Genomic DNA, 23,674 nt, shown 5'->3' with positions numbered 1-23,674 from the left:
CCTTCGGAATCAGTTCGAACGGTCGACGATCGACTCGGCGAAACGGGTGAGGGCCTTCTTCACGGGCCCGTCCGGCAGCGGCGCGAGATCGGCGACCGCCGCGCGCGACCACCGATGGGCCTCGTCGAGTGTAGAGCGAGTGACGTCGTGTTCGCGAAGCTCGGTGATAGCGGACGTAAGATCAGCGTCATCTTCGGCGGTGGGGTTGGGATTGGTGACGTCTCGGTCGATGCGCGCGAGCAGCGCGGCCGCCGCCGCATCGGTGGTCGCGAGGCGGCGGAGGTAGAGCAGCGGGAGGGTGGCGACGCCGGCCCGCAGGTCGGTTCCCGCGACCTTGCCGGTCTGTTCGGGCTTCGGGGAGAGGTCGATGATGTCGTCGATGAGCTGGAATGCGACACCGATCTTCTCGCCGAAGGCGACCACTGGTTCGCGATACTCGGCGGGCGCGCCGGAGAGCATGACGCCCATCTTGGCGGCCGAGGCGATGAGCGAACCCGTCTTGTCGGCGAGCACCTGGAGGTAGTGGTCGATCGGATCCTCGTCGGGGCGGGGGCCGATGGTCTCGTGCAGCTGCCCGAGGCAGAGCCGCTCGAAGGTGTCGGCCTGCAGCGTGATCGCCTCGACGCCGAGGGAGGCGACGAGCTTGCTCGCTCGGGCGAACAGCAGGTCCCCGGTGAGGATCGCCACCGAGTTGCCCCACACGGTCTGTGCGCTCGCGACGCCGCGGCGCATCTGCGCCTCGTCCATGACGTCGTCGTGGTACAGCGAGGCGAGGTGGATGATCTCGATGGCCTCCGCGGCGGCGATGACCTCCGCGTTGTTGCCGCCGCCCAGCTGCGCGGTCAGCAGCGTCAGAACGGGTCGCACCCGCTTGCCGCCGGCTTCGAGCAGGTACCGGCTGGTCACATCGGCCAGGTCGTCGGAGAAGGCCATCTCGCGGTGCAGGCCCGCCTCGACCTGCTCGAGCCCGTCTTCGATGGCTTTCGCGAAGCGCCGCTCCTCGCTCGAGGCGAAGAGCTTCTCGCCGAGCCCGAGCGACGAACTCAGGGTGTTGCTTCGGCGCGCGGGAGGGGCGGCGGGGCTCACTGGCTGGTCGATTCTGCTAAGGAAGCGGACGCTTCTACGAGTTGTCGTCTGCTGACGGCGTGACTTTCGTGCGGGCCGCGACGCGCTTGCGCTTCGCCACCGAGGCGAGCACGGCCGCGTCGACCGGCTTGCGCCCGCGGTGCAGGGCCACGACACCGGAGGTCAGGTTGCGGTAGGCGACACGGATGAACCCCGCCCCCCTGATCCACTGGCTGAGCTGCCCCTGGTCGGGCCACTCCCTGATGGACTCCGCGAGGTAGGTGTACGCGTCGGGGTTGGAGCTCGTCGCGCCCGCCACCAGCGGCATGACGTACTTGAGGTACGCCTGATAACCGATTCGGAGCAGTGCCCGCGGCGGTTTGGAGAACTCGCAGATCACGAGACGACCGCCGGGCTTCAGCACCCGGTACATCTCGGCGAGGCCCGCCTTCGGGTCGTTGACGTTGCGGAGTCCGAAGCTGATGGTGACGGCGTCGAACTCCTCGTCGCCGAACGGCAGCTTCTCGATGTCGGCCTGCACGAACTCGATCTCGGGGTGGCGCTTGCGGCCCTCCGCGATCATGCCCTCGGAGAAGTCCACGGCGATGACGTGAGCGCCGGAGTGCGCGAGGGCGACGGAACTCGTGCCCGTGCCGGCGGCGAGGTCGAGGATGCGCTCGCCCGGCTGCGGCGCGACCGCGCGGACGGTCTGGATGCGCCAGAGGTAGGCGTTGCCGGCGGAGAGCACCGCGTTCGTGCGGTCGTAGTGTTTCGCGACGCCGTCGAACATTCCGGCGACTTCGTCGGGTTGCTTCCCCAGATCGGCCTTACTCACCCGCCAAGTCTACTGAGAAAGGCTTGGCGTTCCCGGCGTACTACTGTGGAGGCGTGAGCAACTCCGCGGGTGGTGTGCCCGTGTTGACGGTCACCACCCAGGCCGTCGATGACATCCGGCCGCTGATCCCCCTGGTCGATCCGCGTCACCCCCTCGTGTTCATCCGCCGGGGTCAGGGAATCGCGGGTCTCGGCGAGGCACTGCGCCTCGAGTTCCGCGGCCCGGATCGCATGCGCGAGGCCGCCGATACCTGGCGGCGCGTCGCCGCCGCCGCGCGGGTGACCGATGAGCTGGGCATCCCCGGCACCGGCCTCGTCGCGCTCGGGGCCTTCGCATTCGCCGACGACTCGACCGCGACGAGCGTGCTCATCGTGCCCTCCGTCGTGATCGGGCGTCGCGACGGCGTGAGCTGGATCACGCGCGTCGACTGCGACTCGGCCCTGCCCGCGGCCACCCCGGCGGGCGCGGAGTTCCGGCTGGGACTGCGGCCCGGCTCGCTCGACGCGGCCGGCTACACCTCGGCGGTGGAATCGGCGCTGCAGCACCTGCGCGCTCACGAGCTCAGCAAGGTCGTGCTCGCGCGCGACCTCGTCGGTCATCTGCCGGACGGCGCCGACCTGCGCCTCATCGTGGCGGAGCTCGCGCTGGGCTACCCGGACTGCTGGACCTTCGCCGTCGACGGGCTCATCGGGTCCAGCCCGGAGACGCTCGTGCGCGCCGATCACGGCACCGTGACAGCGCGCGTGCTCGCCGGCAGCGCGGCGCGCGGTGTCGACGCCCTCAGCGACCAGGACGCGGCCGCGCGCCTCGCGACCTCCACGAAAGACCTCGACGAGCACCACTTCGCCCTCGAGAGCCTCATGACCTCGCTCCGACCGCACGCCCGCACCCTCATCGCGAGCGAGCTGCCCTTCACCCTCAAGCTGCCCAACCTGTGGCACCTCGCGAGCGACATCGAGGGCACCCTCACCGACGGATCGTCGTCGCTCGACCTCATCGCGGCGCTGCACCCGACGGCGGCGGTCGCGGGCACCCCGACCTCCTCCGCACTAGCGCTCATCGCCGAGCTCGAGCCCTTCGACCGCGGCCGCTACGCGGGTCCGGTGGGATGGGTAGGCGCCGACGGCGACGGCGAATGGGCGGTCGCGCTGCGCAGCGCGCAGGTCGACGACAGCGGCGATATCACCGCCTGGGCGGGCGCGGGCATCGTCGCCGACTCCGACCCCGAGAAGGAACTCGCCGAGACGCGCATGAAGTTCCGGCCGATCGTCGAAGCCTTCGGCTGAGCCCCGCGTCAGCGCTCCAACGGAACCTCGATGAGCGTCGGCTCGGCGGAGGCGGTAAGCGCCTGATCCAGTTCGCCCCGCGTACTCGCGCGAAGATACTGCCAGCCGTAGGCCCCCGCGAGTGACTCGAAGTCGACCGTCTGCGGGGTGAGCAGCACCCGGTCGAGCGCGTCCTGCGGGGCTGAGCCGGCCACCTCCAGCGTGTCGAAGATCGTGCCCCCGCCGTCGTTGCCGACGATGACCTGGATGCGCGGCCGCACCTCCCCCGCCCCGAACAGCAGTGCGCCCGCATCGTGCAGCGCCGCGAGGTCGCCGAGGAGCACGCGCGTGGTCCCGCCCGACGGCGTCGCCAGCGCGATGCCGAGCGCGGTCGCGATCGTGCCGTCGATGCCGGCGAGACCGCGGTTGGCGTGCACCGGGATGCGTTTGCCGGGCAGCGCGGCGTCGGCGACGCGGATCAGCCGGGAGGCGCCGAGCACGAGACGGTCGTGCGGCCAGGTGGATCGCCAGACGGCCTCGACGAGCATCCGCCGGTCGACGGGTTGGCGGATCGCGGCCAGCTCGCGGCGGGCGAACTCGGCGTTGCCGAGCTGGGCCGCGGTCGGCGCGGGCGGCGGTTCGAGCAGCGCCCGCGAGGCGAACACCCAGCGGCCGAGCCACGCGCGCGCCTCGGCCGAGGAGTCGGGATCGCCGACCACCGTGACCGCCTCGGCGAAGGCGGTGACGCGGTGCCCCGGGTTGTAGTCGTCGGCACCGGGCGAGCGCACCACGATGGTCTCGACGCCCGAGCGCTGAATGAGCGCCGGCACCTGCCTGCTGAGGGTCGGATGCCCGAACACCACGACCCGCTCGACCGCGCCGCCGAACTCCGGGTCGTCGAGCAGCTCGCGATAGGCCACGACGAGCTGGGGGCCGAAGTGCGCGCCGCTCGTCACCTCGGCGAGCAGGGGCGCGCCGAGCGCGCGAGCCGTCTCCTCGGCGACGGCGCCGGCCCCGGTTCCCGCGACCACGACCGTGCGCGGGGCCGGAGCGAGACTGAGGGCGGCGGGGGTGGGTGGCTCGTCGGGTTCGGCGCTCCGCGGGCGGTCATTCTCGCCGGCCCGCTCGGGCAGCCGGGTGGCGGAGGAGAGCGGTTCGCTGAACGCGACGTTGACGTGCACCGGCCCGGGACGACCGCCGAGACCCGCGAGCGCGGCGGTCCAGGCCTCCCGCGCGACGGCCTGGGCCGCGGCCTCCTCGCCCTCGGCACCCGTCGGCGCGGGCACGTCCCACCCGAGCGGCGTGGCGGCGCCGAAGATGCCGGGCTGCTGCGTCGTCTGGTTGGAGCGGATGCCCCGAAGCGATTCGGGCCGGTCGGAGCTGAGCACGATGAGCGGCACCCCTGAGTGGTACGCCTCGAGCACGGCGGGGTGCAGATTGGCGACCGCGGTGCCGGAGGTCATCATGACGACGACGGGGACGCGGGTCTCGACCGCGAGCCCGAGCCCCAGGAAGCCCGCGACCCGCTCGTCGATCCGCACCCGCACTCGCAGGATGCCCGCCCGCTCGTACTCCGCCGCGGCGAGCGCGAGCGCCTGCGACCGGGATCCCGGGCTGAGTACGACGTCGCGCAGCCCCAGGCGGGAGAACTCGTCGAGCAACGCGACCGCGAACCGCGTTGCGGGCGAACTACTCGTCGGACTTCTTTTCGTCGCCCAGCGCCTTCAGCTCGGCCTCGAGCCGGCGGATGCGCTCCTCCTGCTCCTGGAGTCGGGAGGTGTTCTGCAGGAAGACGGGGTCGTCGTCCGGCGCCAGCACGCGCGGCGGCCCGATGCGGTGTGTGCCCGCCTCGCGCTCGGCCTGCTCGGTGCGCTCCCGACCGATCGTGAACCACAGGATGGCGCCGATGAGCGGCAGCACGAGGATGATCACGACCCAGCCGAACTTGTTCAACGACTTGATTCTCCACTCGTGGATGGTGAGGACATCGACGAGCGCATAGATGTCGACCGCCAGCACGAGGATCGTGGGCAGGAAGCGGATCATGAGCGCAATTCTAGGTCGAGTTCGCGTCAGGAGTGAGTGCCTAGACTTGTCGGGTGCGCCCCTGGATCAGCTACACCCTCATTCGGCTCGGAATTTTCGCGGCCGCCTTCGTGATCCTCGTGGCCCTGCAGGTGAACGTCTTCGCGGCGGCGATCGCGGCCGCCGTCATCGGCCTCGCCATCTCCTACATCTTCTTCCGCGGCCTGCGCGACCGGGTCGCCCTCGACCTCGCCGCCCGCGCCCGCCGCGCCCCGAAGAGCCGGGACGACGCCGAGGAAGACGAGCTCGACGCCTAGAAGGCCAGCGCGAATCCGAGCAGCACGGCGAAGGCGAGGGCCGTCGCACTCGTGAGCTGCAGGGCGAGGATGAGCTCCTGGGGAGTCTTCGCGGTCAGCGTGATGAGCGAGGCCGGCAGGGCGATGAGCAGCACGAAGTACGTGAGATAGGCGTTCGGGTAGAAGTAGACGAAGATCGCGAGCAGCACGAAGGGCAGCAGGAGCAGCACGACGTAGCTGATGCGGGCGGCGCGGTCGCCGAGGCGCACGGCCAGCGTCTTCTTGCCGGCCACCGCATCCTGAGCGATGTCACGGATGTTGTTGGCCATGAGCACCGCGCAGGCGATGAGCCCCATGCAGACCCCAGCGACCCACGACTCGAAGTTGACCGTGCCCAGTTGGGTGTAGGTGGTTCCCGCGGTGGCGACGAGTCCGAAGAACACGAACACGAAGAGCTCGCCGAGACCCGCGTAGCCGTAGGGGCGCTTGCCCCCGGTGTAGAAGTAGGCGGCCACGATCGAGGCGGCGCCCACCGCGAGGAGCCACCACAGCTGGGTGGCGATCACGAGCAGCACGCCCGCGATGGCGGCGAGGCCGAAGAACGCGACGGCGACCGCGAGGACCGTGCTCGGCCGCGCGCGCCCCGCCCCTGTCAGCCGCGGGGGTCCGACGCGGAAGCGGTCGGTGCCGCGGATGCCGTCGGAGTAGTCGTTGGCGTAGTTGACGCCGATCTGCAGGCAGACCGCGACCGCGAGCGCGAGCAGGGCGCGCACCCAGTGCCACTCCCCCGCCGTCGCCCCCACGTGGGCGGCGCCGCTGCCGACGACGACCGGGGCGATGGAGAGCGGCAGCGTGCGGAGGCGCGCACCGCCGATCCAGTCGCGGGCCGTCGCCTTCTTCACCTTGGCTGCCGGGGGAACGACTCGTCGCGGGTCGATGCGCTGCTGTTTCGGAGTGGCCACGAGGAGAATCCTACTGAGCGAGCCTTTCGGCGGTTCGCCGGTCGGGCTTGCCGGAGGGGAGCATCGGCAGCGCATCCACCACGATCACGCGCGCGGGTGACGCCGCCGAGCCGAGCACGGCCGCGATCCTCTCGCGCAGTTCGGCGAGCGCCACGGGCACCGTCGTCACGACGACCGGCACCTCGCCCCAGCGGGCGTCCGCGGCCCGCACGACAACCGCGTCCGTCTGCCCCGGCAGGGCGCGGATGACCCGCTCCACATCGGCGAGCGACACCTTCAGCCCGCCCGAGATGATCACGTCGTCGAGCCGTCCGCTCACGGCCACGAGCTGCCCCTCGGGGGTGGCCGTGACACTGCCGGTGTCCCCGGTGCGGTACCACACCACGCCCGCCTGCCGCACGAAGCGCTCGGCCGTGCGCTCCTCGTCGCCGAGGTACCCCTCGGCGAGCACGGCACCCGAGAGCTGCAGCTCGCCCTCCACGACGCGCGCCGTCGTCGCCCCGATCGGCACGCCGTCGTAGACGCAGCCGCCCGCAGTCTCACTGGAGCCGTAGGTGCGCGTGATGGCCACCCCGAGTTCGGCGGCCCGCTCGCGGAGCGGCAACGGCGTCGACTGCCCGCCGACCAGGATCCGCGTGAAGCGCCGCGCGGCGGCCACCCCGCGATCCGACTCCAGCAGTGCGCCCAGCTGCGCGGGCACGAGCGAGGTGAAGCGATGATCGGCGTCGAGCCGCTCGGCGGCCGTCGCGAACGCCTCCACGTCGAAGTGGCCGGGCGCCATCACCACGGGGTCGGTCCTGGCCGCGATCGAGCGCACGAGCACATTGAGGCCCGCGATGTAGTGCACGGGCAGGGCGAGCAGCCACTGCCCCTCGCCGCCGCTCGCCTGGGCGGATGCTGCCGCGGAGGCGAGCAGCGCGTTCGCGGAGAGGGCGACCCGCTTCGGCGTGGCGGTGGAGCCGCTGGTCTCGACCACGAGGGCGACGCGGCGAGGGACCGCCGTCGGCAGGGGCGCGGGCGAGGGTGCACCGGCCGGACGGGGGGACTCGACGAGGAGGGCGGGACCGCTGCCGTCGAGGGCCTCGCGGAGGGCATCCAGAACCGTCGCGGGAGCGGCCGGAACCACGCGGAGGGGACGCGTCATGATCCGCTCGCCCAGCCCAGCACGCGGGTGAGCACGAGCGGGTTCGCCAGCACGCCCAGTACGACCGCGGCGACGCCCCAGCCGCGCCCGCGGGAGAGGGCGAGCGCCGCAAGCCCCGCGATGACGCTCGCGACCGACATGATGCTCGCGGCGTAGGCGAGCAGGGAGGAGACGAGGTACTGCCCGTCGAGGGCGAGGGAGATACCGACGCCGACGACGACCACGGTCGCCACCGCGAGCAGGAACGCGGCGATGCCGAGGGCCGCGCGCGAGGCGACGATCATGGCTGCTCCGTTCCGTGGGGCTGGATCCGCCCGCCCGTCCAGCGTGTCATCGTGCGCGCCGTCCGGCAAACTGAACACATGACGGTTTCCCTCGCGGAACTGCTCGCGACGGCGCGTGTGGTCTCCCTCCCCCTGTCCACCAGGTTCCGGGGCATCGACACCCGCGAGGCGCTGCTGCTGCGCGGCCCCGCCGGCTGGACCGAGTTCTCACCGTTCGTGGAGTACGACGACGGCGAGGCGGCGGCCTGGCTGCGGGCGGCCCTCGACTTCGGCTGGGCGGACCCCGCCGTGCCCGCGGGGGCGCCGACGAGCATCCGCGTGAACGCCACCCTGCCCGCGGTCGAGCCCGAGCGGGTGGAGGCCGTGCTCGCGCGGTTCCCCGGCTGCCGCACGGTCAAGATCAAGGTGGCCGAGCCCGGTCAGACCCTCGCGGATGACCTCGCCCGCGTCTCCCGCACCCGCGAGCTGCTCGGTCCCGACGGCCGCATCCGCATCGACGCGAACGGCGGATGGAACGTCGACGAGGCGGAGCACGCCATCCACGCGCTCGCGCCCTTCGACCTGGAGTACGCGGAACAGCCCTGCGCGACCGTCGACGAGCTCGCCCACCTGCGCACGCGCGTGAAGTACATGGGGATCCCGATCGCGGCGGACGAGAGCGTGCGCAAAGCGGATGACCCGCTCGCCGTCGCTCGCGCCGGCGCCGCCGACCTCCTTATCGTCAAGGCGCAGCCCCTCGGCGGAATCACACGCGCGCTCCGCATCATCGCGGAGGCCGGCCTGCCCGTCACGGTGTCGAGCGCGCTCGACACCTCGGTGGGACTCTCGATGGGCGCGTACCTCGCGGCGTGCGTCCCCGAGCTCGAGTACGACTGCGGCCTCGGAACCGCGGCACTGCTCGCCGCGGACGTGACCGAGGAGCCCCTGCTGCCCCGCGACGGAGCGATCGGGGTGCGCCGCGTCGAGGTGAGCGAGCGTCTGCTCGACGAGCACGCGGCGTCGACCGATCGCACGCAGTGGTGGCTCGACCGGCTCGCCCGCGTGCACGCCATCGTCGCGAACGACTGAGCCGCGCGCGACCGATCCGCAAACGACTGAGTCGCGAACGACTGAGCCGCGCGGGGGCCTACAGCCCGCTGTAGCTGTGCAGGCCCTTGAAGAACAGGTTCACGATCGTGAAGTTGAAGAGCACCGCACCGAATCCGATGAGCGCGAGCGTCGCGCTGCGGGAGCCCCGCCAGCCGCGCGTGGCGCGGGCGTGGATGTACCCGGCGTAGATGGTCCAGATGATGAAGGTCCAGACCTCCTTCGTGTCCCAGCCCCAGTAGCGGCCCCAGGCGTGCTCGGCCCAGATCGCGCCGGCCATGAGCGTGAAGGTCCAGAAGACGAAGCCGACGACGATCAGCCGGTACGCCATCGTCTCCAGCCGGTCGGGGTCGGGAACCGAGGCGATGAACCGCAGGCCCTTCGCCATGCGCCGCTGCTGCACGAGCTGCACGACCGAGAGCGCCGCACCGAGGCCGTAGAACCCGGTGCCGAGGCTCGCGACGAACACGTGGATGACCAGCCACCCCGACTGCAGGGCCGGGGGCAGTGGCACGACATCCACATAGAAGTTCGTGGTCGCGATGCCGAGGAAGATGAGCACGAAGCCGGCGACGTAGGCCCCGAGGAAGCGCAGGTCCTGCCAGAGCTGAACGACGAGGAAGACGCCGACGATGATCGCGGTCGCCGTGAGCGAGAATTCGAACATGTTCGCCCACGGAACGCGACCGGCGGCGACGCCGCGCAGCACCGTTCCGCCCACGTGGAGCACCCACGCGATGATCGTGAACGACATGCCCAGGCGGGCGGCCCGCGAGCGCGCCGGTACCTCGGGCCCGGGGGTGACGGGAGCGGCGGAATCCGGCCGGTCCAGCACGGCGGTGCTGCCCGCCGTCGCGGTCGTCGCCGCCACGGTCACGGGCGCGGCGACCGAGACCTCCACTCGACGGGTCGACGCGCGCCGGGCCAGGTCGAGCGTGAACGCGATGAACGCGAACGCGTAGACCACCATCGCGGAGTAGATGGCGCCCAGGCTGTAGGTCACGAGTTGAGCTGTCACGAGTTCATCGTAAGCCCGAGTTGCTGGGAGTGCTTCCGCGCGATCTCGGCGATCGCGGCGTCCAGCCCCGGGTCCTCGCCGCGCGCCAGACCGGCGTACTCGATGACCACGTCGTCGCCGCGACGCACCGCCTTGACCCAGACCCGGCGTCGCGGAACGAAGAGCCCGGTGATGAGCCCGGCGAAGACGAGCACCGCGAAGCCCAGCGCCCACAGTTGCGTCGGATCGTGGTGGATGTCGAGCGAGGCGTAGCGCGGGATCGCGCTGAAGGTGACCGAGCCGAGACCGTTCGGCAACTGCTTGGTCTGGCCGAGCCTGAGGTCGATTCCCGGCACCTTGTTGGCCGACTCGAAGCCCGCGATCTTGGTGAGGTGGTCGGTGTTGAGGGCGAAGGCGTTGACCGCCTTGCCGTTGTCGAGTCCGAGGTTGCCCTGGTAGACCTGCAGCGCGAGCACCGGGTTCAGGAGGTCGGGGTGCACCGAGGCGAGGTTCGCTCCGCACAGGGAGGGGTCGCACTCGGTCGGGTAGAACAGCCCGATCATTCCGATCTGCTTGGCCAGGCCATCCGGGATCTTCACGAAGCCGACGCTCGTGAGGTTCGCGTCCTGCGGCAGGAACGGCACCGGCTGCGAGAACACGACGGTGCCCTTCGGGTCTTTCACGGTCACGACCGGGGCGTAGCCATTGCCGAGGAGGTAGACCTGGGTGTCGCCGAGGGTGAGCGGGGAGTTCACCTTGATCGTCTGCTTCTTCGGCGCGCCGCCGTTCTCAGAGGTGGTGACGTACGCGGTGTAGTCGGTGGGGCTGCCAATCGCGTGCACGTTTTGGCTCTCGTAGGTGGCCTTGAATCGGGTCAGCGTCAGCGAGTAGCGCGCGAGCGCGTCGGGGTTGAACCAGCGCCCGGGACTGATCGAGTCGTAGTCGGAGAGGGTGTTCGTGAACGACTGGCCGACCACGACGACCTTCTGGCCGGTGTAGATGAAACCGCCGCCGAACCCCACCGAGATGAGGATGCCCACCAGGGCGGCGTGAAAGACGAGGTTGCCCGTCTCGCGCAGATAGCCGCGCTCGGCGCTCACCGAGTCGCCGTCCGCCCCCGACAGCACGCGCACGCGATAGCCCGATCGGCGCAGCAGCTGGCGTGCGGCGGTGATCGCTCCGGCGACCCCCTCCGCGTCGAGCGGGGCTGCGGCCGTCGCGCGGAAGCCCTCGAGGCGGGATAGCCGGGCGGGGGTCTTGGGGGGCTGCGCGCGGAGGGCATCCAGGTGGTGCTTGGTGCGCGGGATCACGCAGCCGACGAGCGAGATGAAGAGCAGGAGGTAGATCGCCGAGAACCACACCGAGGTGTAGGTGTTGAAGACGCCGAGGGCGTCGAGCACCTTGGACAGGCCCGGATTCGCGGCCCTGTACTGGATGACGCCGTTGGGATCGGAGGTGATCTGCGGCACGAGCGAGCCCGGTACCGCCGCGAAGGCGAGCAGCAGCAGGAGGAAGAGCGCGGTGCGCATGCTCGTGAGCTGGCGCCAGAAGAAGCGCAGATACCCGACGACGCCCAGCCGCGGCTGAGCGATCGGCTTCTCGGGCGCGTCGTTGTCGTAGTGATCAGAGGGCCGGTGTGAATCCACTGTTCACCTCCGCGAGCCACTGGGACATGAGCAGGTGCCAGACACCCGAGACCATGAGGATTCCGATCACGACGAGCAGCGCACCCCCGACGAGGTTGACGATGCGGATGTGGCGGCGCAGCCAGCCGATCGACCCGGTCACCCAGCTGAGGCCGAGCGCGACGAGGAGGAAGGGCACGCCCAGGCCGACGCAGTAGGCGAGACCGAGCACGCCGCCCCGCAGGGGACTGCCCCCGTCGATGCCGATGGAGAGCACCGCCGCATAGGTGGGGCCGATGCAGGGCGCCCAACCGAGACCGAAGACGATGCCGAGCAGCGGTGCTCCCGCGAGCCCGGTCGCCGCGGTCCAGCGCGGCCTCACGGTGCGCTGCAGGAAGCGGAACTGCCCCATGAAGACGAGGCCGAGCACGATCACGACCCCGCCGGCGATGCGCGTGATGAGGTCGAGGTGCGACTTGAGAAAGAGGCTCGCGGTGCCGAAGAGGATGCCCGTCAGCACGAACACGAGCGAGAACCCGAGCACGAACAGCCCGACGCCCGCGACCATCCGGCGACGACGCGGACGCTCGGCCTCCGTCGTGAACCCGCCGATGTAGCCGAGGTAGCCCGGAACGAGCGGCAGCACGCAGGGCGAGGCGAAGGAGAGCAGCCCGGCGAGCACGGCGAGACCGAGCGCGAGGAGGAGGTTGCCGTTCTCGACGATCGCCTGGATCGACCCCACGCCTACTTCCCCTCGGCGATGACGGTGTCGATCATCGCTTCGAGGATGGACTTGTCCTCCAGGAGTCCGGTCACCCGTGCCGCGACGCGCCCCTGCCGATCGATCACGAGGGTGGTGGGCACGGCGTTCGCGGGGATCGAGCCCGCGAAGGCGTACTGCACCGCGGTGTCGTTGACGTCCATGACCGAGGGGTAGGTGATGCCGAACTTCTTCTCGAAGGTGATCGCCGTCGCGGCCTGATCGTAGGTGTTGATCCCGAGGAAGGGAACGGTGCCCTTGTACTTCTGGTACACCTTCTCGAGGTCGGGCGCCTCCAGCCGGCACGGCGGGCAGCCCGCGTACCAGAAGTTGAGCACGTGCACCGTGCCGAGGAACTGGGTGCTCGAGACGGCCTTGCCCGCGTCGGTCGTGCTGTGGAAGCTGACGGCGGGCTTGCGGTCGGCCGGGGCGAACTCCTTGTAGACGCCGTCGCCCTGGATGTAGCCGGCGTTCGCGCCGCTCGGCAGGGTCGTGCTCTCGGTGCAGCCCGCGAGCGCGGCGACGGCGACGACCGCGGCGATCACCGCGAGGAGGGGACGAGGTCTCACACCGCCCCCAGGTCGGTCGCGGCGGACTGCAGAGCGGCGGCCGGGTTCTCGTAGTCGACCTCGACGAAGCGGTCGCCCTCACGACGGAGCGTGGTGATGCTCGAGAGACTGCAGCGGCGGCGGCGGGGATCGTGCCACAGCGGCTCGCCGGCGAGGTGGCGATGCACCATCCAGATCGGCAGTTGGTGGCTCACGAGCGCGACCTCGCCCGACTCGGTCGCCGCCCAGGCGTCCTCGATCGCCGCCATCATGCGGGTGACGATCTCGCGGTACGGTTCACCCCAGCTGGGCCGGAACGGGTTGCGCACGAGCATCCACGCACTCGGATGCAGCACGACCGAGGGGCCGAACTCGAAGGTCTTGCCCTCGAAGCTGTTCCAGGGTTCGATGATGCGCTCGTCGGTGTGGATCTCGAGCCCGAAGGTGGTCGACCACGGAGCAGCGGACTCCTGCGCCCGTTGGAGCGGGCTGGCATAGAGCCGGGTGATCGGATGACCGACCTTCGCCGCCGCGGCGGACGCCGCCATCCGCGCCCCCAGCTCGCTCAACCCGAAGCCGGGGATGCGCCCGTACAGCACGTGGTCGGGGTTGAAGACCTCGCCGTGGCGCACGAGATGGATGAGGGAGGCGGACACGGCGACCAGTCTAAAGCGGCCGGTTATGGCCAAGCTGAGCGGTCGGCCCGACGGTAAACTCGGGGACCGTGACGAAACGCACCCTCATCAAGCACCTGGCCGCCCTCGACGACGGGGCCGTCGCGGTCTCCGGGTGGGTCGATACCGTCCGCGACCAGAAGAAGGTGCAGTTCGTCGTGCTGCGCGACGAGTCGGGTGCGGTGCAGCTCGTCCACCCGCGATCGGAGGAGGCCGACGAGGTCGCCACCGCGATCTCCGCCCTCGCCCAGGGCTCCTTCGTCACCGTGACCGGCGAGCTCAAGCACGACGAGCGGGTCAAGCTCGGCGGCATCGAGGTGAAGATCGAGACGCTCGACGTGGTCGGCGCGGCCGATCCCGAGACCCCGATCGCGGCGGACTCCGGCGTCGACAAGCGGATGGACTGGCGATTCCTCGATCTGCGTCGGCCCGAGGCGAACCTCATCTTCCGCATCCAGACGACCCTCGAGCACGCCTGGCGCAGCTACTGGGTCGAGAACGACTTCATCGAGCTGCACACGCCGAAGCTCATGGCGAGCGCGAGCGAGTCGAAGGCCGAGCTCTTCGAGGTGGAGTACTTCGACGGCAAGGCCTACCTCGCGCAGAGCCCGCAGTTCTTCAAGCAGATGGCCCAGCCCGCCGGCTTCGGCAAGATCTTCGAGGTGGGCCCGGCGTTCCGCGCCGACCCGAGCTTCACGAGCCGTCACGCGACCGAGTTCACGAGCGTCGACGCCGAGATCAGCTGGATCGACAGCCACGAAGACGTGATGCGCATGCACGAGGAGCTGCTCGTCGCCGGATTCCGGGCGGTGAAAGACAAGCACGGCGCCGAGATCGAGGCCGCGTTCGGGGTCGAGGTGACGGTGCCGAGCACGCCGTTCCCGCGCATCCCGCTCGCCGAGGCGAAGCGCATCGTGGCCGAGCGCGGGTACGAGGTTCCCCGCCACGACGACGACATGGACCCGGAGGGCGAGCGCCAGATCGCCGCCTACGTGAAGGAGGCGTTCGATCACGAGTTCGTGTTCCTCACCGACTACGCCTCGTCGATCCGGCCGTTCTACCACATGCGTCACGCCGACGACGCGGGGCTGACCAACAGCTACGACCTCATTTTCAACGGCGTGGAGATCTCGACCGGCGCCCAGCGCGAGCACCGCGTCGACGTGCTCATCGAGAACGCGAAGAGCAAGGGTCTCGACCCCGAGGAGCTCGACTTCTACCTCGACTTCTTCCGCTACGGCGCCCCCTCGCACGGTGGCTTCGGCATGGGCCTCTCCCGCGTGCTGATGCTGCTGCTGCACCTCAGCAACATCCGCGAGACCACCTACCTGTTCCGCGGCCCCACGCGACTCCTGCCCTGACGGGCGGGCGCCGCGCCGTCCGCGGATGACACGGGGCGGCAGAGGGCGTACCCTCGGGGACACAGCAGGGTTCTCAGTTCGCGTGGAGGTGACGAGAATGGCCCCACCCGATACCTACGATTTCGACTTCGACGACGAGTCGACCATCGCGGCGGCCGCCAAGCTCTCGACACCCTCCGACGACGGCGCGGTCATCGACATCGCGTCGATCGACGACTGGGAGGAGAGCTACCTCGCCGATCGACCTGGTCTCGAGAGCGACCCGTTCATCGACTCCTTCAGCGACGACGACCTGAGCCTCGACGCCCCGGTGAACCTCGCGCCGAGCGGCGACTGGGACGAGCTCGTCGGCGAGTGATCCGACGCTGCCGACCCTCGTCGATCAGAGTTCGAAGTCGACGGTGGCCCGCTCCACGGTGTGCTGCCTGACGATCGCCGCGGCCTCCACGTGCGCGGGATGCACCTGATAGGCGGCGAGGTCGGCCGTGGACTTGTAGTCGGCGATGAGCACGACATCCCAATTGGGCTCGAGTTCGCCCAGGTCGCTGCCGAGGCTCAGGTGCAGGAGTTCGGGGATCACCGACGGCAGTGGCCCGAGCGCCCCGACGATCGCGTCGAACGCGGCCGCCTTGCCCTCGGGATCCTGCGCCGCCAGCTTCCACATCACGATATGCCTGATCATCGGGTTGCCTCCTCGAGTGCGGCCCGCAGCCGTGCGGGGTCGATACGCCAGATGTTGTGCACGCGGTCGTCGATGAGAACCACGGGGATCTCCTCCGCGTAGCGGTCGGCGAGCTCGGGATCGGAGTCGATCGAGATCTCGACGAGCGTCGCGGCGGGAAAATCAACGATCTCGCGGACCACGACGTCGCGGGCGGCATCGCAGAGATGACAGCCCGGACGGCTGAGGAGCGTTACCGATGCCACGTCGCCAGCCTATTCCGCTCGCGCCCGGCGGAGTGCCATCCGCGCCCCGCGGAGTCTCGCGTCCCGGAGAGACATCGCGCCCCGCGGGGAGTCAACCGCGCCCCCGCTCTTTAGACTTGGGGGATGCCCGACCTCGCCGCAGCCGCACCGAGCGACGCCCCCATCGTGGCGTTCTTCGATGTCGACAACACCCTGCTGCGCGGGGCGAGCGTGTGGCACATCGCGAAGGCGGCACGGCGGCAGCGCATCCTGACGCTGCGCGACATCCTGCGCTTCTGCTGGCACCAGGCGATGTTCCTCTTCGTGGGCGAGAACGACCGCCACCTCGGCAGCGTGAAGGATCGCGCCCTCGAGTTGATCGTCGGCTACAGCGAACAGGAGCTCGCGACCCTCGCCGGCGAGGTCTTCGAGCGGGACATCCGCACGCGCCTCTGGCCGGAGACCGTCGGGCTCACCCGGGAGCACCTCGCGAAGGGTCACCAGGTCTGGCTCATCACCGCGACACCGCAGATCATGGCGGGCGTGATCGCCGAGCGACTCGGGCTGACGGGCGCGCTGGGCACCCAGTTCGAGGCGACGGACGGCATCTTCACCGGTCGCTTCGACGGTCAGGTGGTGCACGGTGAGCACAAGGCCGTCACGGCGGCGGCGCTCACGACCCGCCTGCACGCCGATCTCGCCGACTGCTGGGCCTACTCCGACTCGCGCAACGATATTCCGCTGCTCACCCTCGTCGGCCACCGCGTCGTGGTGAACCCCGACTCCCACCTCAGTCGTCACGCCCGACTGCAGGGCTGGCCGATCATGCAGCTCAAGCGAGCGAGCATCAAGGATGCCCGCCGCCGCGTGCGCCGCGAGGCCCGCGCCTCCCGTGCACAGCAGCCCGGCACGGCTCAGCGCCCGCGCCCCACACAAGAAAAGCGCTAGGTCCGACAGGACCTAGCGCTTGCCCCTCGCCGCTTCGCCGTGGCGAAGGAGCGGGCTACTTCTTGTTGCGACGCTGGTGACGCGTCTTGCGAAGAAGCTTGCGGTGCTTCTTCTTCGCCATGCGCTTGCGGCGCTTCTTGATGACGGAACCCATAAATCACCTCGCTGAATGCTGATAAGGACCCACCGGTCCGATCAGAACCGCGGAAAACACAAAGGCTTACTTTACCCCACGTCGGCGATCGGCGTTTCGATCGCTGCCGCCACGGCCGATTCGGGGATCCGGAACGAGCGCCCGAAGCGCACCGCGGGCAGTTCGCCGGAGTGCACGAGACGGTAGACCGTCATGTTCGACACGCGCATCATCTCGGCGACCTCGGCAACGGTGAGGAAGCGCACGTCCGACAGGTCAGCCATTGCGCATTGCCCTTTCACCACCAGAGGATCACTCCCCCGATGTGTGACTGGAGTGCTAATTCGTAAATATAGGGGCTGGTGTGACTCGGCGTCTACCGGAGCCGGGGCGGCGTCAGCGACGGCTGAGGCGCCGGATGCCGGCGAGGGCGCGTTCCCGGGCATCCTCGACCGCGGTGCGGGCCCGGTAGGAGGTCTCGGCGACCGCGCGCCCGAGCCGCTCGCCCGTCTCGGCACCCGCCCAGGCGCGGTAGACGGCGGAGCCGGCGTCCTGCTCGCCGGCGCCCGAGAATCCCGCTTCGATGAAGGGCAGCAACCAGCCCTCGAGCTCGTCGAGCGGGGCGGTGTCGAGGCGGTAGTAGCGGTGCTGGCCCTCTTCGCGCACGGTGACGAGGCCGTGGTCGCGCAGCACGCGCAGGTGCTTGGAGACGGTCGGCTGGCTGAGCCCCAACTCGGTCACGATGCCGCCGACGCTCACCTCGCCCCCCGCCGTCGTGGCCCGAACGGTGAGCAGGAGCGAGAGCAGCTCGCGTCGCGTGGGATCCGCGACCACGTCGAAAATGTCGGCCATGCGTTCAGGCTAGACCGGATGCGCGGGGCCGTCGATGCCGGATGCCCGGCGCCCGCACTACTGCGCCGCGAGCTCCCTCGCTCGCTCCAGCGCCGCCGCGGTCGCGCGGTCGAAGAGCCCCGCGAGGTCGGCTCCCTCCAGGACCGCGATCGCGCGCTCGGTCGTTCCCTTGGGGCTCGTGACCCGGCGGCGGAGCTCGGCCGGACCGACATCGCTCGCCGCGAGGAGCTCGGCGGCACCGCGGAAGGTTCCGTTCACCATCACGGCGGCCTCCTCGGGGGTGAAGCCGAGGCCCATCGCGGTGCGGGTGAGCTCCTCGATCAGGTAGAAGACGTAGGCGGGACCGGAGCCGCTGATCGTGCTCAGCGCATCGATCTTCGACTCGGGAACGACGAGCACCTCGCCGACGGTCTCGAACAGCGCGCGCACGAGCTCGAGCTCGGCGGCGCCCCCGCGGCTGCCCGCCGCGATCCCGGTGACGGCGCGGCCGACGACGGCGGGGGTGTTCGGCATGGCGCGCAGCACGATCGAGGGCACGAGGGCCTCCATCGTCGCGATCGTGACCCCGGCGGCGACGCTGACCACGATCGCGTCGGGGGCCAGCTGCGGCGCGATCTCGCGGAGGAGGTCGGGCACCATCGCCGGCTTCACGCCGATGAGGACGAGCCGGGCATCCTGCACCGCCCGGAGGTTGGCATCGGGTGTCTCGTCGAGGGCGAAGGAGCGCACGGCATCGGAGGCGAGCGCTCGCGCCTTCGGCACCGTGCGATTGGTCACCCGGATGCCGCCCTCGACGGTGACGCCGGGAGCGACGAGGCCCGCGAGGATGGCGCCGCCCATCGAGCCGGTGCCGAGGATCGCAATCGAGGGGAGGGTCGTCATGAGCCCCATCCTAGGATTGACGCATGAGCACAGAAGGCGGAACCAAGGCGATCCTGTTCGCGGGCGGTGCGAATCTCGGCATCGCGATCATCAAGTTCGTCGCCTTCCTCGCCTCGGGCTCGAGCTCCATGCTCGCGGAAAGCGTGCACTCCCTCGCCGACACCGGCAACCAGGCGCTCCTCCTTCTGGGCGGGCGCAAGGCCAAGAAAGAGGCGGATGCGGCGCACCCCTTCGGCTACGGGCGCGAGCGGTTCGTGTACGCCTTCGTCGTGTCGATCATCCTGTTCTCGATCGGCGGGGTCTTCTCCGTGTACGAGGGCATTCAGAAGATCGGTCACCCGCACGCGCTGGAGAACCCGGTCTGGCCGATCGTCGTGCTGGTCGGCGCGATCGTGCTCGAGGGCATCTCGTTCCGCACGGCGATCGGCGAGTCGAACCACACCCGCGGGCGGCAGTCGTGGGCGGAGTTCATCCGCCACGCCAAGGCGCCGGAGCTGCCCGTCGTGCTGCTCGAGGATTTCGCGGCGCTCGTCGGCCTCGTGCTCGCGTTCCTCGGGGTGGGCCTCACGATCATCACGGGCGACGGAGTGTGGGACGGAATCGCGACCCTCTGCATCGGCGTGCTGCTCGTGCTCGTCGCGATCGTGCTCGGCGTCGAGACCAAGAGCCTGCTCGTGGGCGAGGGCGCGAGCCCCGCGGACACCGAGGCGATCCGGGCGGCGATCAACGCGCACGCCGAGGTGGAGGCGCTCATCCACATGAAGACCCTTTACCTCGGCCCCGATGAGCTGCTCGTCGCCGCCAAGATCGCATTCTCGGCGAAGAAGAAGCTGGCCGACGTGGCCGCCGCGATCGACGCCGTGGAGGCCGCGATCCGCGCCGCCGTGCCGATCGCTCGCGTGATCTATCTGGAGCCCGACGTCTACCTGCCCGGCAAGGGCAAGACGCCCACCGAGGCGATCATCATCCGCGCGGCCGACTGATCGCTCAGCGGCGCTGCTCGAAGAAGTCGAGCAGGAGTGCCGCCGACTCCTCGGCGCGCACTCCGGGAAGCACCTCGACGCGATGGTTGAGCCGACGGTCGCGCAGCAGATCGTGCACGCTGCCCGCCGCGCCCGCCTTGTCGTCCCACGCGCCGAACACGACCCGGGGGATGCGCGCCGACAGGATCGCCCCCGCACACATCGCGCACGGCTCGAGCGTGACCACGAGCGTCACGTCGGTGAGGTGCCAGTCCGCCCGCGCCGCCGCGGCCGCCCGGATCGCGACGATCTCTGCGTGTGCGGTGGGATCCTGCCGCAGCTCCCGCTCGTTGCGACCCGTCGCGACGAGCGCTCCGCCCGCGTCGACGATCACGGCGCCCACCGGAACGTCGCCCGTTCCGAGCGCGGCGCGGGCCTCGGCGAGCGCGAGGTCCATCGATTCCTCGTACCGATTCATGAGCCTCCGTTCGCTAGATTGAGCCTATGCGAGTGCATGTAGCCGACCATCCCCTGATCACCCACAAGCTGACGGTGCTGCGGGATGCGACGACCCCGTCGCCGACGTTCCGCGCCCTCGCCGAGGAGCTCGTCACCCTTCTCGCGTACGAGGCCACGCGCGGCGTGCGGGTGGAAGAGGTCGTCGTCACGACCCCGGTCGCCCAGGCGAAGGGCCTCGCGATCAGCTCGCCGCGGCCGCTCGTCGTGCCGATCCTCCGGGCCGGTCTGGGGATGCTCGAGGGCATGGTGAAGCTCGTCCCGACCGCGGAGGTCGGGTTCCTCGGCATGGTGCGCAATGAGGAGACCCTGCAGCCCGACATCTATGCCGAACGGCTGCCGGATGACCTCTCCAACCGTCAATGCTTCGTGCTCGACCCCATGCTCGCCACCGGCGGCTCGCTCATCGCCGCGATCGACTACCTGTTCGCGCGCGGCGCGGTCGACGTCACCTGCGTCTGCCTCATCGCGGCCCCCGAGGGTCTCGCCGCCGTCGAGGCCGCGACGGCGGGGCGCGAGGTGACGATCGTCGTCGGCGCCCTGGACGAGAAGCTCAACGAGCTGGGGTACATCGTTCCCGGCCTGGGCGACGCGGGCGATCGGCTCTACGGCACCGTCTGAGCCGCGACGCCGATTGCGGAGCGTCGACGCCGATTTCGAGCGAATCGGCTGCGTGCGACTTGACTTTTTCCGCGGCGATGCAAGATAGTTGCAGACATGACTATGAACGCGCACGCCCTGACCTCCCTTGAGGCCCACGGGACTGCCGGCATGATGATGCCGGTCAGCGCTGTCATGTGTTGTCGAATGTGTGCCTGAACCGGCCACCCCTTCGCCGAGTCCGACACCTCACCTGGTAATCCGAGACGAACCATGTCCGACCAGCTGAACCGCGGACTCCCGGGCCCCGACGAAACTTCGGTCACCCGTTCACCGAATCGCGACAACACCACCGAAGGATCACCCCTCCATCGCGAGGCCCTTCACAGCACCCAAGGAATCGACACCATGTCTCTCGCCACCCTCGACCTTCCCGCCCGCCCGCGCACCGCATCCGCGCCGACCCCCTCCGTCACCCCCGCCACCCCGACCGCGGCCGGCTCGACCGGCTCCTCCGCCGCACCGGCAGACGGCGCTCCCCGCCTGCGCGCCGTGCCCGCCGGAACGGAGGCGCGCGGCTTCGTGCTGTACGTCGGACTCGACGAGGCGAAGGCCGCCCAGAGCGGCACCGACCTCGGCGCGATCGTGGAGCAGCTCAAGTCGCTCGTGGCCCAGCTCTCCCCCGCCGCGGAGACCTACGCCGCCGTGGCGCTCGCACCGCGGGGCGCCGGTGGCCGCGACGTCGACGTCGTGCGCCTCGCCCTGCAGGACCCGGCGGCCCTTGCGAAGCACCGTCAGTCCGAGGACGCTCCCGCGGCCAAGGTGCGCGAGGGCATCGTGATCGACATCTCGCGCAAGCGCCTCCTGCTCGACGGCGAAGCCGCCCCGCTCACCTACAAAGAATTCGAACTGCTGCAGTACCTCGTGCTGCGCGAGGGGCGCACGATCGATCGCGCGGAGCTCATCAGCTCGCTGTGGGCCGACGGTGAGGACGAGATCCCCAACGAGCGCACCATCGACGTGCACGTGCGCCGGCTGCGCTCGAAGCTCGGCACCTACGAAGACATCGTTCGCACCGTGCGCGGGGTCGGCTACCGCTTCGACCGTCACGCCGACGTCTCGATCCGGCACGCGTCGACGCCGTCTCCCGACTTCTTCTGAGCCATCGGCGGCGCCGGAATTCCGCCTGTTCACTGGCCCCCGGCCACCCGTCCCAGCGCGCCCTCAGCCTTCTTATCAAACTCGCAGAAAAATAACGTTTGGATAACTAGCGCTCGTTACCTCGCCGTTATATATTCATTTCAGCGGAACTTGTTTGCTGTGGCAGGAACCGCGGAATGTGATTGCAGGACACTCTTGGTGCAAGGGAGAGGGCCGGCTTCTAGCCTCTGAAGCCGGCCCTCAATCATTCCCGCCCGGCCCTCTCAGCACGGCCCTCTCGTCCCGGCCCCTTTGCCGTGCCGCGCTCGTCTCGGCCTCCCGCCCGGCCCTCGCGCCACGGGCACTGCCCCGCTTCCCGCGCCAGCTGATTGTTGCTCAGTCGGTGCAGATGAATAGAGTTGGCGTGTGCCGAAGAGGTCGACGAACGCCATCACTGCATGGGAGTCGCTGTTCCGCGCCCAGGTCACCGTGCTGCGGCAGCTGAACCGTGAGTTCCCGGGGGGCGAGCTGTCGTTCACCGAGTACGACGTGCTGTTCAACCTGTCGCGGCAGAAGGACCACCGGCTGCGCATCCGCGACCTCAACCGCCACCTGCTCCTCACCCAGCCGAGCGTCAGCCGCATGGTCGACCGTCTCGCCGCGCGCGGGGTCGTGCGCAAGGAGAGCGATCCGGGCGACGGGCGCGGCACCTTCGTCGTGCTCACCGAGGAGGGGTACGCGCTGTTCCGCCGGGTGGCGGTGGCCCACGCCGCCTCGATCACCCGCTACGTGGGCGGCGCGCTCAGCGAAGAGGAGCTCGAGCAGCTCACGATTCTCACCGAGAAGCTGCGCGCGGGCGTGGACCCCGCGTCCACCGGCCGTGCCTGAGAGGCAGCAGCGGCTCTCCTAGATCGTGCCCAGAACCTCGTCGTCGTGCCAGCGCCGGTGGGCGGCGCGCACCGTCCGAATCGTTCGGGGAAGCTCGCGCGCGTTGCGCACCACGTCGGCGGGGGTGAGCGGCGGGCTCGAGCTCAGCCGGTAGAGCTGTCGGCGGGTGCCGCGCGGCAGGTCGACGAGGGCGACGAGCCGACGGGCCTGATCGGTGGGCGTCGCGGTCTGCAACCGCCAGCGCACGTACTCGTCGGAAGGAAGCACGAAGGGGCACGGCTCGACGCCGAGGGAAATCAGGAGCGGGCGCATCTCCATGCACGCGCCCGCCCGCTTCACGACCGCACCCAGCCGCGCGCGCTCCTCGGCGCTGAGCACGCGGGAGAACTGCTCGGCGAAGAAGTCGAAGTGGGTCGCGCCGCGCTGCAGCCGACCATCCAGACTGTCGTGCACGGCCAGAATCGCCGAGAAGAGGCGGCTGAGCGCGCGCACCGTCGTTCCCCGCACGCGAACGGCGGAGCGGTCATCCCACATCAGGTCGAAGACGTCCTCGGGGTCGGCGAAGAAGCCGGGCAGCACCGAGAAGAGGCTGAGGGTGGGCGCGAAGTCGGGATGCCCGAGCGCGAGGCGCATCGACGGGAGCAGACGGCGACGCCCCGACGAGACGGTGTGCCAGCCGCGCTCCCGCAGTACGGCCGCGAGGTGCCCGACCGAGCCGGGATCGACGACGAACGAGACGGTGGGCGAGATCCTCGGAGTGATGATCCCGTGGGAGGTGAGGACCGAGCCACCCGCGGCGAGGGAGCGCATGCGCAGTTCGTCGGTGAGCGCGGCGACGCGAAGGATGATCTGGTCCTTCTGATCACGACGAACCGCATCGGGCGCTCGACGGATTGACGCAGACGTCGGGTCCATTGCGT

The 23,674-nt window shown here is 70.1% G+C and carries 30 protein-coding genes; 10 read left to right on the top strand and 20 right to left on the bottom strand.

The annotated features are described in order from the left end of the window. Window positions 1–9: 9 nt before the first annotated feature. Together G3T37_RS06570 and ubiE are read right to left on the bottom strand one after the other, a co-directional pair. Window positions 10–1,086, bottom strand: coding sequence for a polyprenyl synthetase family protein (locus G3T37_RS06570; RefSeq protein ID WP_163472711.1), 1,077 nt, complete (start codon window positions 1,084–1,086; stop codon window positions 10–12). A gap of 34 nt (window positions 1,087–1,120) precedes the next feature. Next, window positions 1,121–1,900, bottom strand: a complete 780-nt coding sequence (gene ubiE, locus G3T37_RS06565; protein WP_163472710.1) for a bifunctional demethylmenaquinone methyltransferase/2-methoxy-6-polyprenyl-1,4-benzoquinol methylase UbiE — start codon at window positions 1,898–1,900, stop codon at window positions 1,121–1,123. A 53-nt stretch (window positions 1,901–1,953) separates the two neighbouring features. On the opposite strand from ubiE, the gene G3T37_RS06560 reads away from it, so the two are divergent. Then, on the top strand, window positions 1,954–3,186 hold the full coding sequence (locus G3T37_RS06560) for an isochorismate synthase (RefSeq protein ID WP_338401208.1): 1,233 nt from the start codon (window positions 1,954–1,956) through the stop codon (window positions 3,184–3,186). 8 nt (window positions 3,187–3,194) lie between these two features. Here the strand turns inward: G3T37_RS06560 and menD are convergent, their stop codons facing one another. Further along, window positions 3,195–4,826, bottom strand: coding sequence for a 2-succinyl-5-enolpyruvyl-6-hydroxy-3-cyclohexene-1-carboxylic-acid synthase (gene menD, locus G3T37_RS06555; RefSeq protein ID WP_163472709.1), 1,632 nt, complete (start codon window positions 4,824–4,826; stop codon window positions 3,195–3,197). 28 nt (window positions 4,827–4,854) lie between these two features. Beyond that, window positions 4,855–5,211 carry a PLD nuclease N-terminal domain-containing protein gene (locus G3T37_RS06550; protein WP_163472708.1) on the bottom strand — a complete coding sequence of 119 codons (357 nt, stop codon included), beginning with the start codon at window positions 5,209–5,211 and terminating at the stop codon, window positions 4,855–4,857. A 53-nt stretch (window positions 5,212–5,264) separates the two neighbouring features. Between G3T37_RS06550 and G3T37_RS06545 the strand changes: the two genes are divergently transcribed. Beyond that, a complete protein-coding gene (locus G3T37_RS06545) occupies window positions 5,265–5,507 on the top strand; it encodes a DUF4229 domain-containing protein (RefSeq protein WP_163472707.1) in 243 nt (80 codons plus the stop codon). Here G3T37_RS06545 and G3T37_RS06540 read toward each other — a convergent pair. From G3T37_RS06540 to G3T37_RS06530, 3 genes are read right to left on the bottom strand one after another with little or no spacing between them, the layout of a single operon-like run. Further along, window positions 5,504–6,448 (bottom strand): 1,4-dihydroxy-2-naphthoate polyprenyltransferase, encoded by a 945-nt coding sequence (locus G3T37_RS06540; protein WP_338401207.1) that lies wholly within the window; start codon window positions 6,446–6,448, stop codon window positions 5,504–5,506. The genes G3T37_RS06545 and G3T37_RS06540 overlap by 4 nt on opposite strands. Before the next feature lie 10 nt (window positions 6,449–6,458). Then, the gene (locus G3T37_RS06535; RefSeq protein ID WP_163472705.1) at window positions 6,459–7,592 is read right to left on the bottom strand and encodes an AMP-binding protein; all 1,134 of its coding nucleotides are present in this window, start codon (window positions 7,590–7,592) and stop codon (window positions 6,459–6,461) included. Beyond that, window positions 7,589–7,876, bottom strand: a complete 288-nt coding sequence (locus G3T37_RS06530; RefSeq protein WP_163472704.1) for a hypothetical protein — start codon at window positions 7,874–7,876, stop codon at window positions 7,589–7,591. Before G3T37_RS06530 ends, G3T37_RS06535 begins: the two co-directional genes overlap by 4 nt. Window positions 7,877–7,954: 78 nt before the next feature. Between G3T37_RS06530 and G3T37_RS06525 the strand changes: the two genes are divergently transcribed. Continuing rightward, the gene (locus tag G3T37_RS06525; protein WP_163472703.1) at window positions 7,955–8,944 is read left to right on the top strand and encodes an o-succinylbenzoate synthase; all 990 of its coding nucleotides are present in this window, start codon (window positions 7,955–7,957) and stop codon (window positions 8,942–8,944) included. Between the two features lie 58 nt (window positions 8,945–9,002). Here the strand turns inward: G3T37_RS06525 and ccsB are convergent, their stop codons facing one another. From ccsB to G3T37_RS06500, 5 genes are read right to left on the bottom strand one after another with little or no spacing between them, the layout of a single operon-like run. After that, window positions 9,003–9,980: a c-type cytochrome biogenesis protein CcsB gene (gene ccsB, locus G3T37_RS06520; RefSeq protein ID WP_338401206.1), complete on the bottom strand. Its 978-nt coding sequence runs from the start codon at window positions 9,978–9,980 to the stop codon at window positions 9,003–9,005. Then, window positions 9,977–11,605, bottom strand: coding sequence for a cytochrome c biogenesis ResB family protein (resB, locus tag G3T37_RS06515; RefSeq protein WP_163472702.1), 1,629 nt, complete (start codon window positions 11,603–11,605; stop codon window positions 9,977–9,979). Before resB ends, ccsB begins: the two co-directional genes overlap by 4 nt. Continuing rightward, window positions 11,583–12,326, bottom strand: a complete 744-nt coding sequence (locus G3T37_RS06510) for a cytochrome c biogenesis protein CcdA (RefSeq protein ID WP_163472701.1) — start codon at window positions 12,324–12,326, stop codon at window positions 11,583–11,585. The genes resB and G3T37_RS06510 overlap by 23 nt, the downstream gene beginning before the upstream one ends. A 2-nt stretch (window positions 12,327–12,328) precedes the next feature. Then, window positions 12,329–12,913 carry a redoxin family protein gene (locus tag G3T37_RS06505; RefSeq protein ID WP_163472700.1) on the bottom strand — a complete coding sequence of 195 codons (585 nt, stop codon included), beginning with the start codon at window positions 12,911–12,913 and terminating at the stop codon, window positions 12,329–12,331. Continuing rightward, on the bottom strand, window positions 12,910–13,548 hold the full coding sequence (locus G3T37_RS06500) for a histidine phosphatase family protein (protein WP_163472699.1): 639 nt from the start codon (window positions 13,546–13,548) through the stop codon (window positions 12,910–12,912). Before G3T37_RS06500 ends, G3T37_RS06505 begins: the two co-directional genes overlap by 4 nt. Before the next feature lie 68 nt (window positions 13,549–13,616). Here G3T37_RS06500 and aspS point away from each other — a divergent pair, with 68 nt between their 5' ends. After that, on the top strand, window positions 13,617–14,927 hold the full coding sequence (gene aspS / locus G3T37_RS06495; protein ID WP_163472698.1) for an aspartate--tRNA(Asn) ligase: 1,311 nt from the start codon (window positions 13,617–13,619) through the stop codon (window positions 14,925–14,927). A gap of 97 nt (window positions 14,928–15,024) precedes the next feature. Continuing rightward, window positions 15,025–15,285: a hypothetical protein gene (locus tag G3T37_RS06490; RefSeq protein ID WP_163472697.1), complete on the top strand. Its 261-nt coding sequence runs from the start codon at window positions 15,025–15,027 to the stop codon at window positions 15,283–15,285. Window positions 15,286–15,309: 24 nt separating this feature from the next. On the opposite strand, the gene G3T37_RS06485 is transcribed toward G3T37_RS06490, so the two are convergent. After that, window positions 15,310–15,609, bottom strand: a complete 300-nt coding sequence (locus tag G3T37_RS06485) for a Dabb family protein (protein WP_163472696.1) — start codon at window positions 15,607–15,609, stop codon at window positions 15,310–15,312. Next, the gene (locus G3T37_RS06480; protein ID WP_163472695.1) at window positions 15,606–15,854 is read right to left on the bottom strand and encodes a glutaredoxin family protein; all 249 of its coding nucleotides are present in this window, start codon (window positions 15,852–15,854) and stop codon (window positions 15,606–15,608) included. The genes G3T37_RS06485 and G3T37_RS06480 overlap by 4 nt, the downstream gene beginning before the upstream one ends. A gap of 123 nt (window positions 15,855–15,977) precedes the next feature. On the opposite strand from G3T37_RS06480, the gene G3T37_RS06475 reads away from it, so the two are divergent. Beyond that, window positions 15,978–16,781 carry an HAD family hydrolase gene (locus tag G3T37_RS06475; protein ID WP_163472694.1) on the top strand — a complete coding sequence of 268 codons (804 nt, stop codon included), beginning with the start codon at window positions 15,978–15,980 and terminating at the stop codon, window positions 16,779–16,781. Between the two features lie 55 nt (window positions 16,782–16,836). Here the strand turns inward: G3T37_RS06475 and G3T37_RS06470 are convergent, their stop codons facing one another. From G3T37_RS06470 to proC, 4 genes are all read right to left on the bottom strand, one after another. Beyond that, entirely contained in the window at window positions 16,837–16,935 is a 99-nt protein-coding gene (locus G3T37_RS06470; RefSeq protein WP_003792170.1) for a 30S ribosomal protein bS22, read from the bottom strand. Between the two features lie 71 nt (window positions 16,936–17,006). Then, the gene (locus G3T37_RS06465) at window positions 17,007–17,198 is read right to left on the bottom strand and encodes a helix-turn-helix domain-containing protein (RefSeq protein ID WP_163472693.1); all 192 of its coding nucleotides are present in this window, start codon (window positions 17,196–17,198) and stop codon (window positions 17,007–17,009) included. A gap of 112 nt (window positions 17,199–17,310) precedes the next feature. Continuing rightward, window positions 17,311–17,766, bottom strand: a complete 456-nt coding sequence (locus tag G3T37_RS06460) for an ArsR/SmtB family transcription factor (RefSeq protein ID WP_163472692.1) — start codon at window positions 17,764–17,766, stop codon at window positions 17,311–17,313. 57 nt (window positions 17,767–17,823) lie between these two features. Then, window positions 17,824–18,648, bottom strand: coding sequence for a pyrroline-5-carboxylate reductase (gene proC, locus G3T37_RS06455; RefSeq protein ID WP_241732268.1), 825 nt, complete (start codon window positions 18,646–18,648; stop codon window positions 17,824–17,826). Window positions 18,649–18,671: 23 nt separating this feature from the next. Here proC and G3T37_RS06450 point away from each other — a divergent pair, with 23 nt between their 5' ends. Further along, window positions 18,672–19,631, top strand: a complete 960-nt coding sequence (locus G3T37_RS06450) for a cation diffusion facilitator family transporter (RefSeq protein WP_163472690.1) — start codon at window positions 18,672–18,674, stop codon at window positions 19,629–19,631. 4 nt (window positions 19,632–19,635) lie between these two features. On the opposite strand, the gene tadA is transcribed toward G3T37_RS06450, so the two are convergent. After that, complete coding sequence (tadA, locus tag G3T37_RS06445; RefSeq protein ID WP_163472689.1) at window positions 19,636–20,088, bottom strand: tRNA adenosine(34) deaminase TadA; 453 nt, start codon at window positions 20,086–20,088, stop codon at window positions 19,636–19,638. A 26-nt stretch (window positions 20,089–20,114) separates the two neighbouring features. Between tadA and upp the strand changes: the two genes are divergently transcribed. The 3 genes from upp (at window position 20,115) to G3T37_RS06430 (ending at window position 22,754) form a co-directional block, all read left to right on the top strand. Then, complete coding sequence (gene upp, locus G3T37_RS06440) at window positions 20,115–20,747, top strand: uracil phosphoribosyltransferase (RefSeq protein ID WP_163472688.1); 633 nt, start codon at window positions 20,115–20,117, stop codon at window positions 20,745–20,747. Window positions 20,748–21,134: 387 nt separating this feature from the next. Further along, a complete protein-coding gene (locus G3T37_RS06435) occupies window positions 21,135–21,887 on the top strand; it encodes a winged helix-turn-helix domain-containing protein (RefSeq protein WP_163472687.1) in 753 nt (250 codons plus the stop codon). Window positions 21,888–22,292: 405 nt separating this feature from the next. Next, window positions 22,293–22,754, top strand: coding sequence for a MarR family transcriptional regulator (locus tag G3T37_RS06430; protein ID WP_163472686.1), 462 nt, complete (start codon window positions 22,293–22,295; stop codon window positions 22,752–22,754). Between the two features lie 18 nt (window positions 22,755–22,772). On the opposite strand, the gene G3T37_RS06425 is transcribed toward G3T37_RS06430, so the two are convergent. After that, complete coding sequence (locus G3T37_RS06425) at window positions 22,773–23,669, bottom strand: hypothetical protein (RefSeq protein ID WP_163472685.1); 897 nt, start codon at window positions 23,667–23,669, stop codon at window positions 22,773–22,775. Window positions 23,670–23,674 lie beyond the last annotated feature (5 nt).

Origin of the sequence: Galbitalea soli, assembly GCF_010686725.1 — a bacterium.
Lineage (GTDB): Bacteria > Actinomycetota > Actinomycetes > Actinomycetales > Microbacteriaceae > Galbitalea > Galbitalea soli.
Note: the sequence above shows the minus strand (reverse complement) of the source record. Positions and strands in the feature narration are given on the sequence as shown.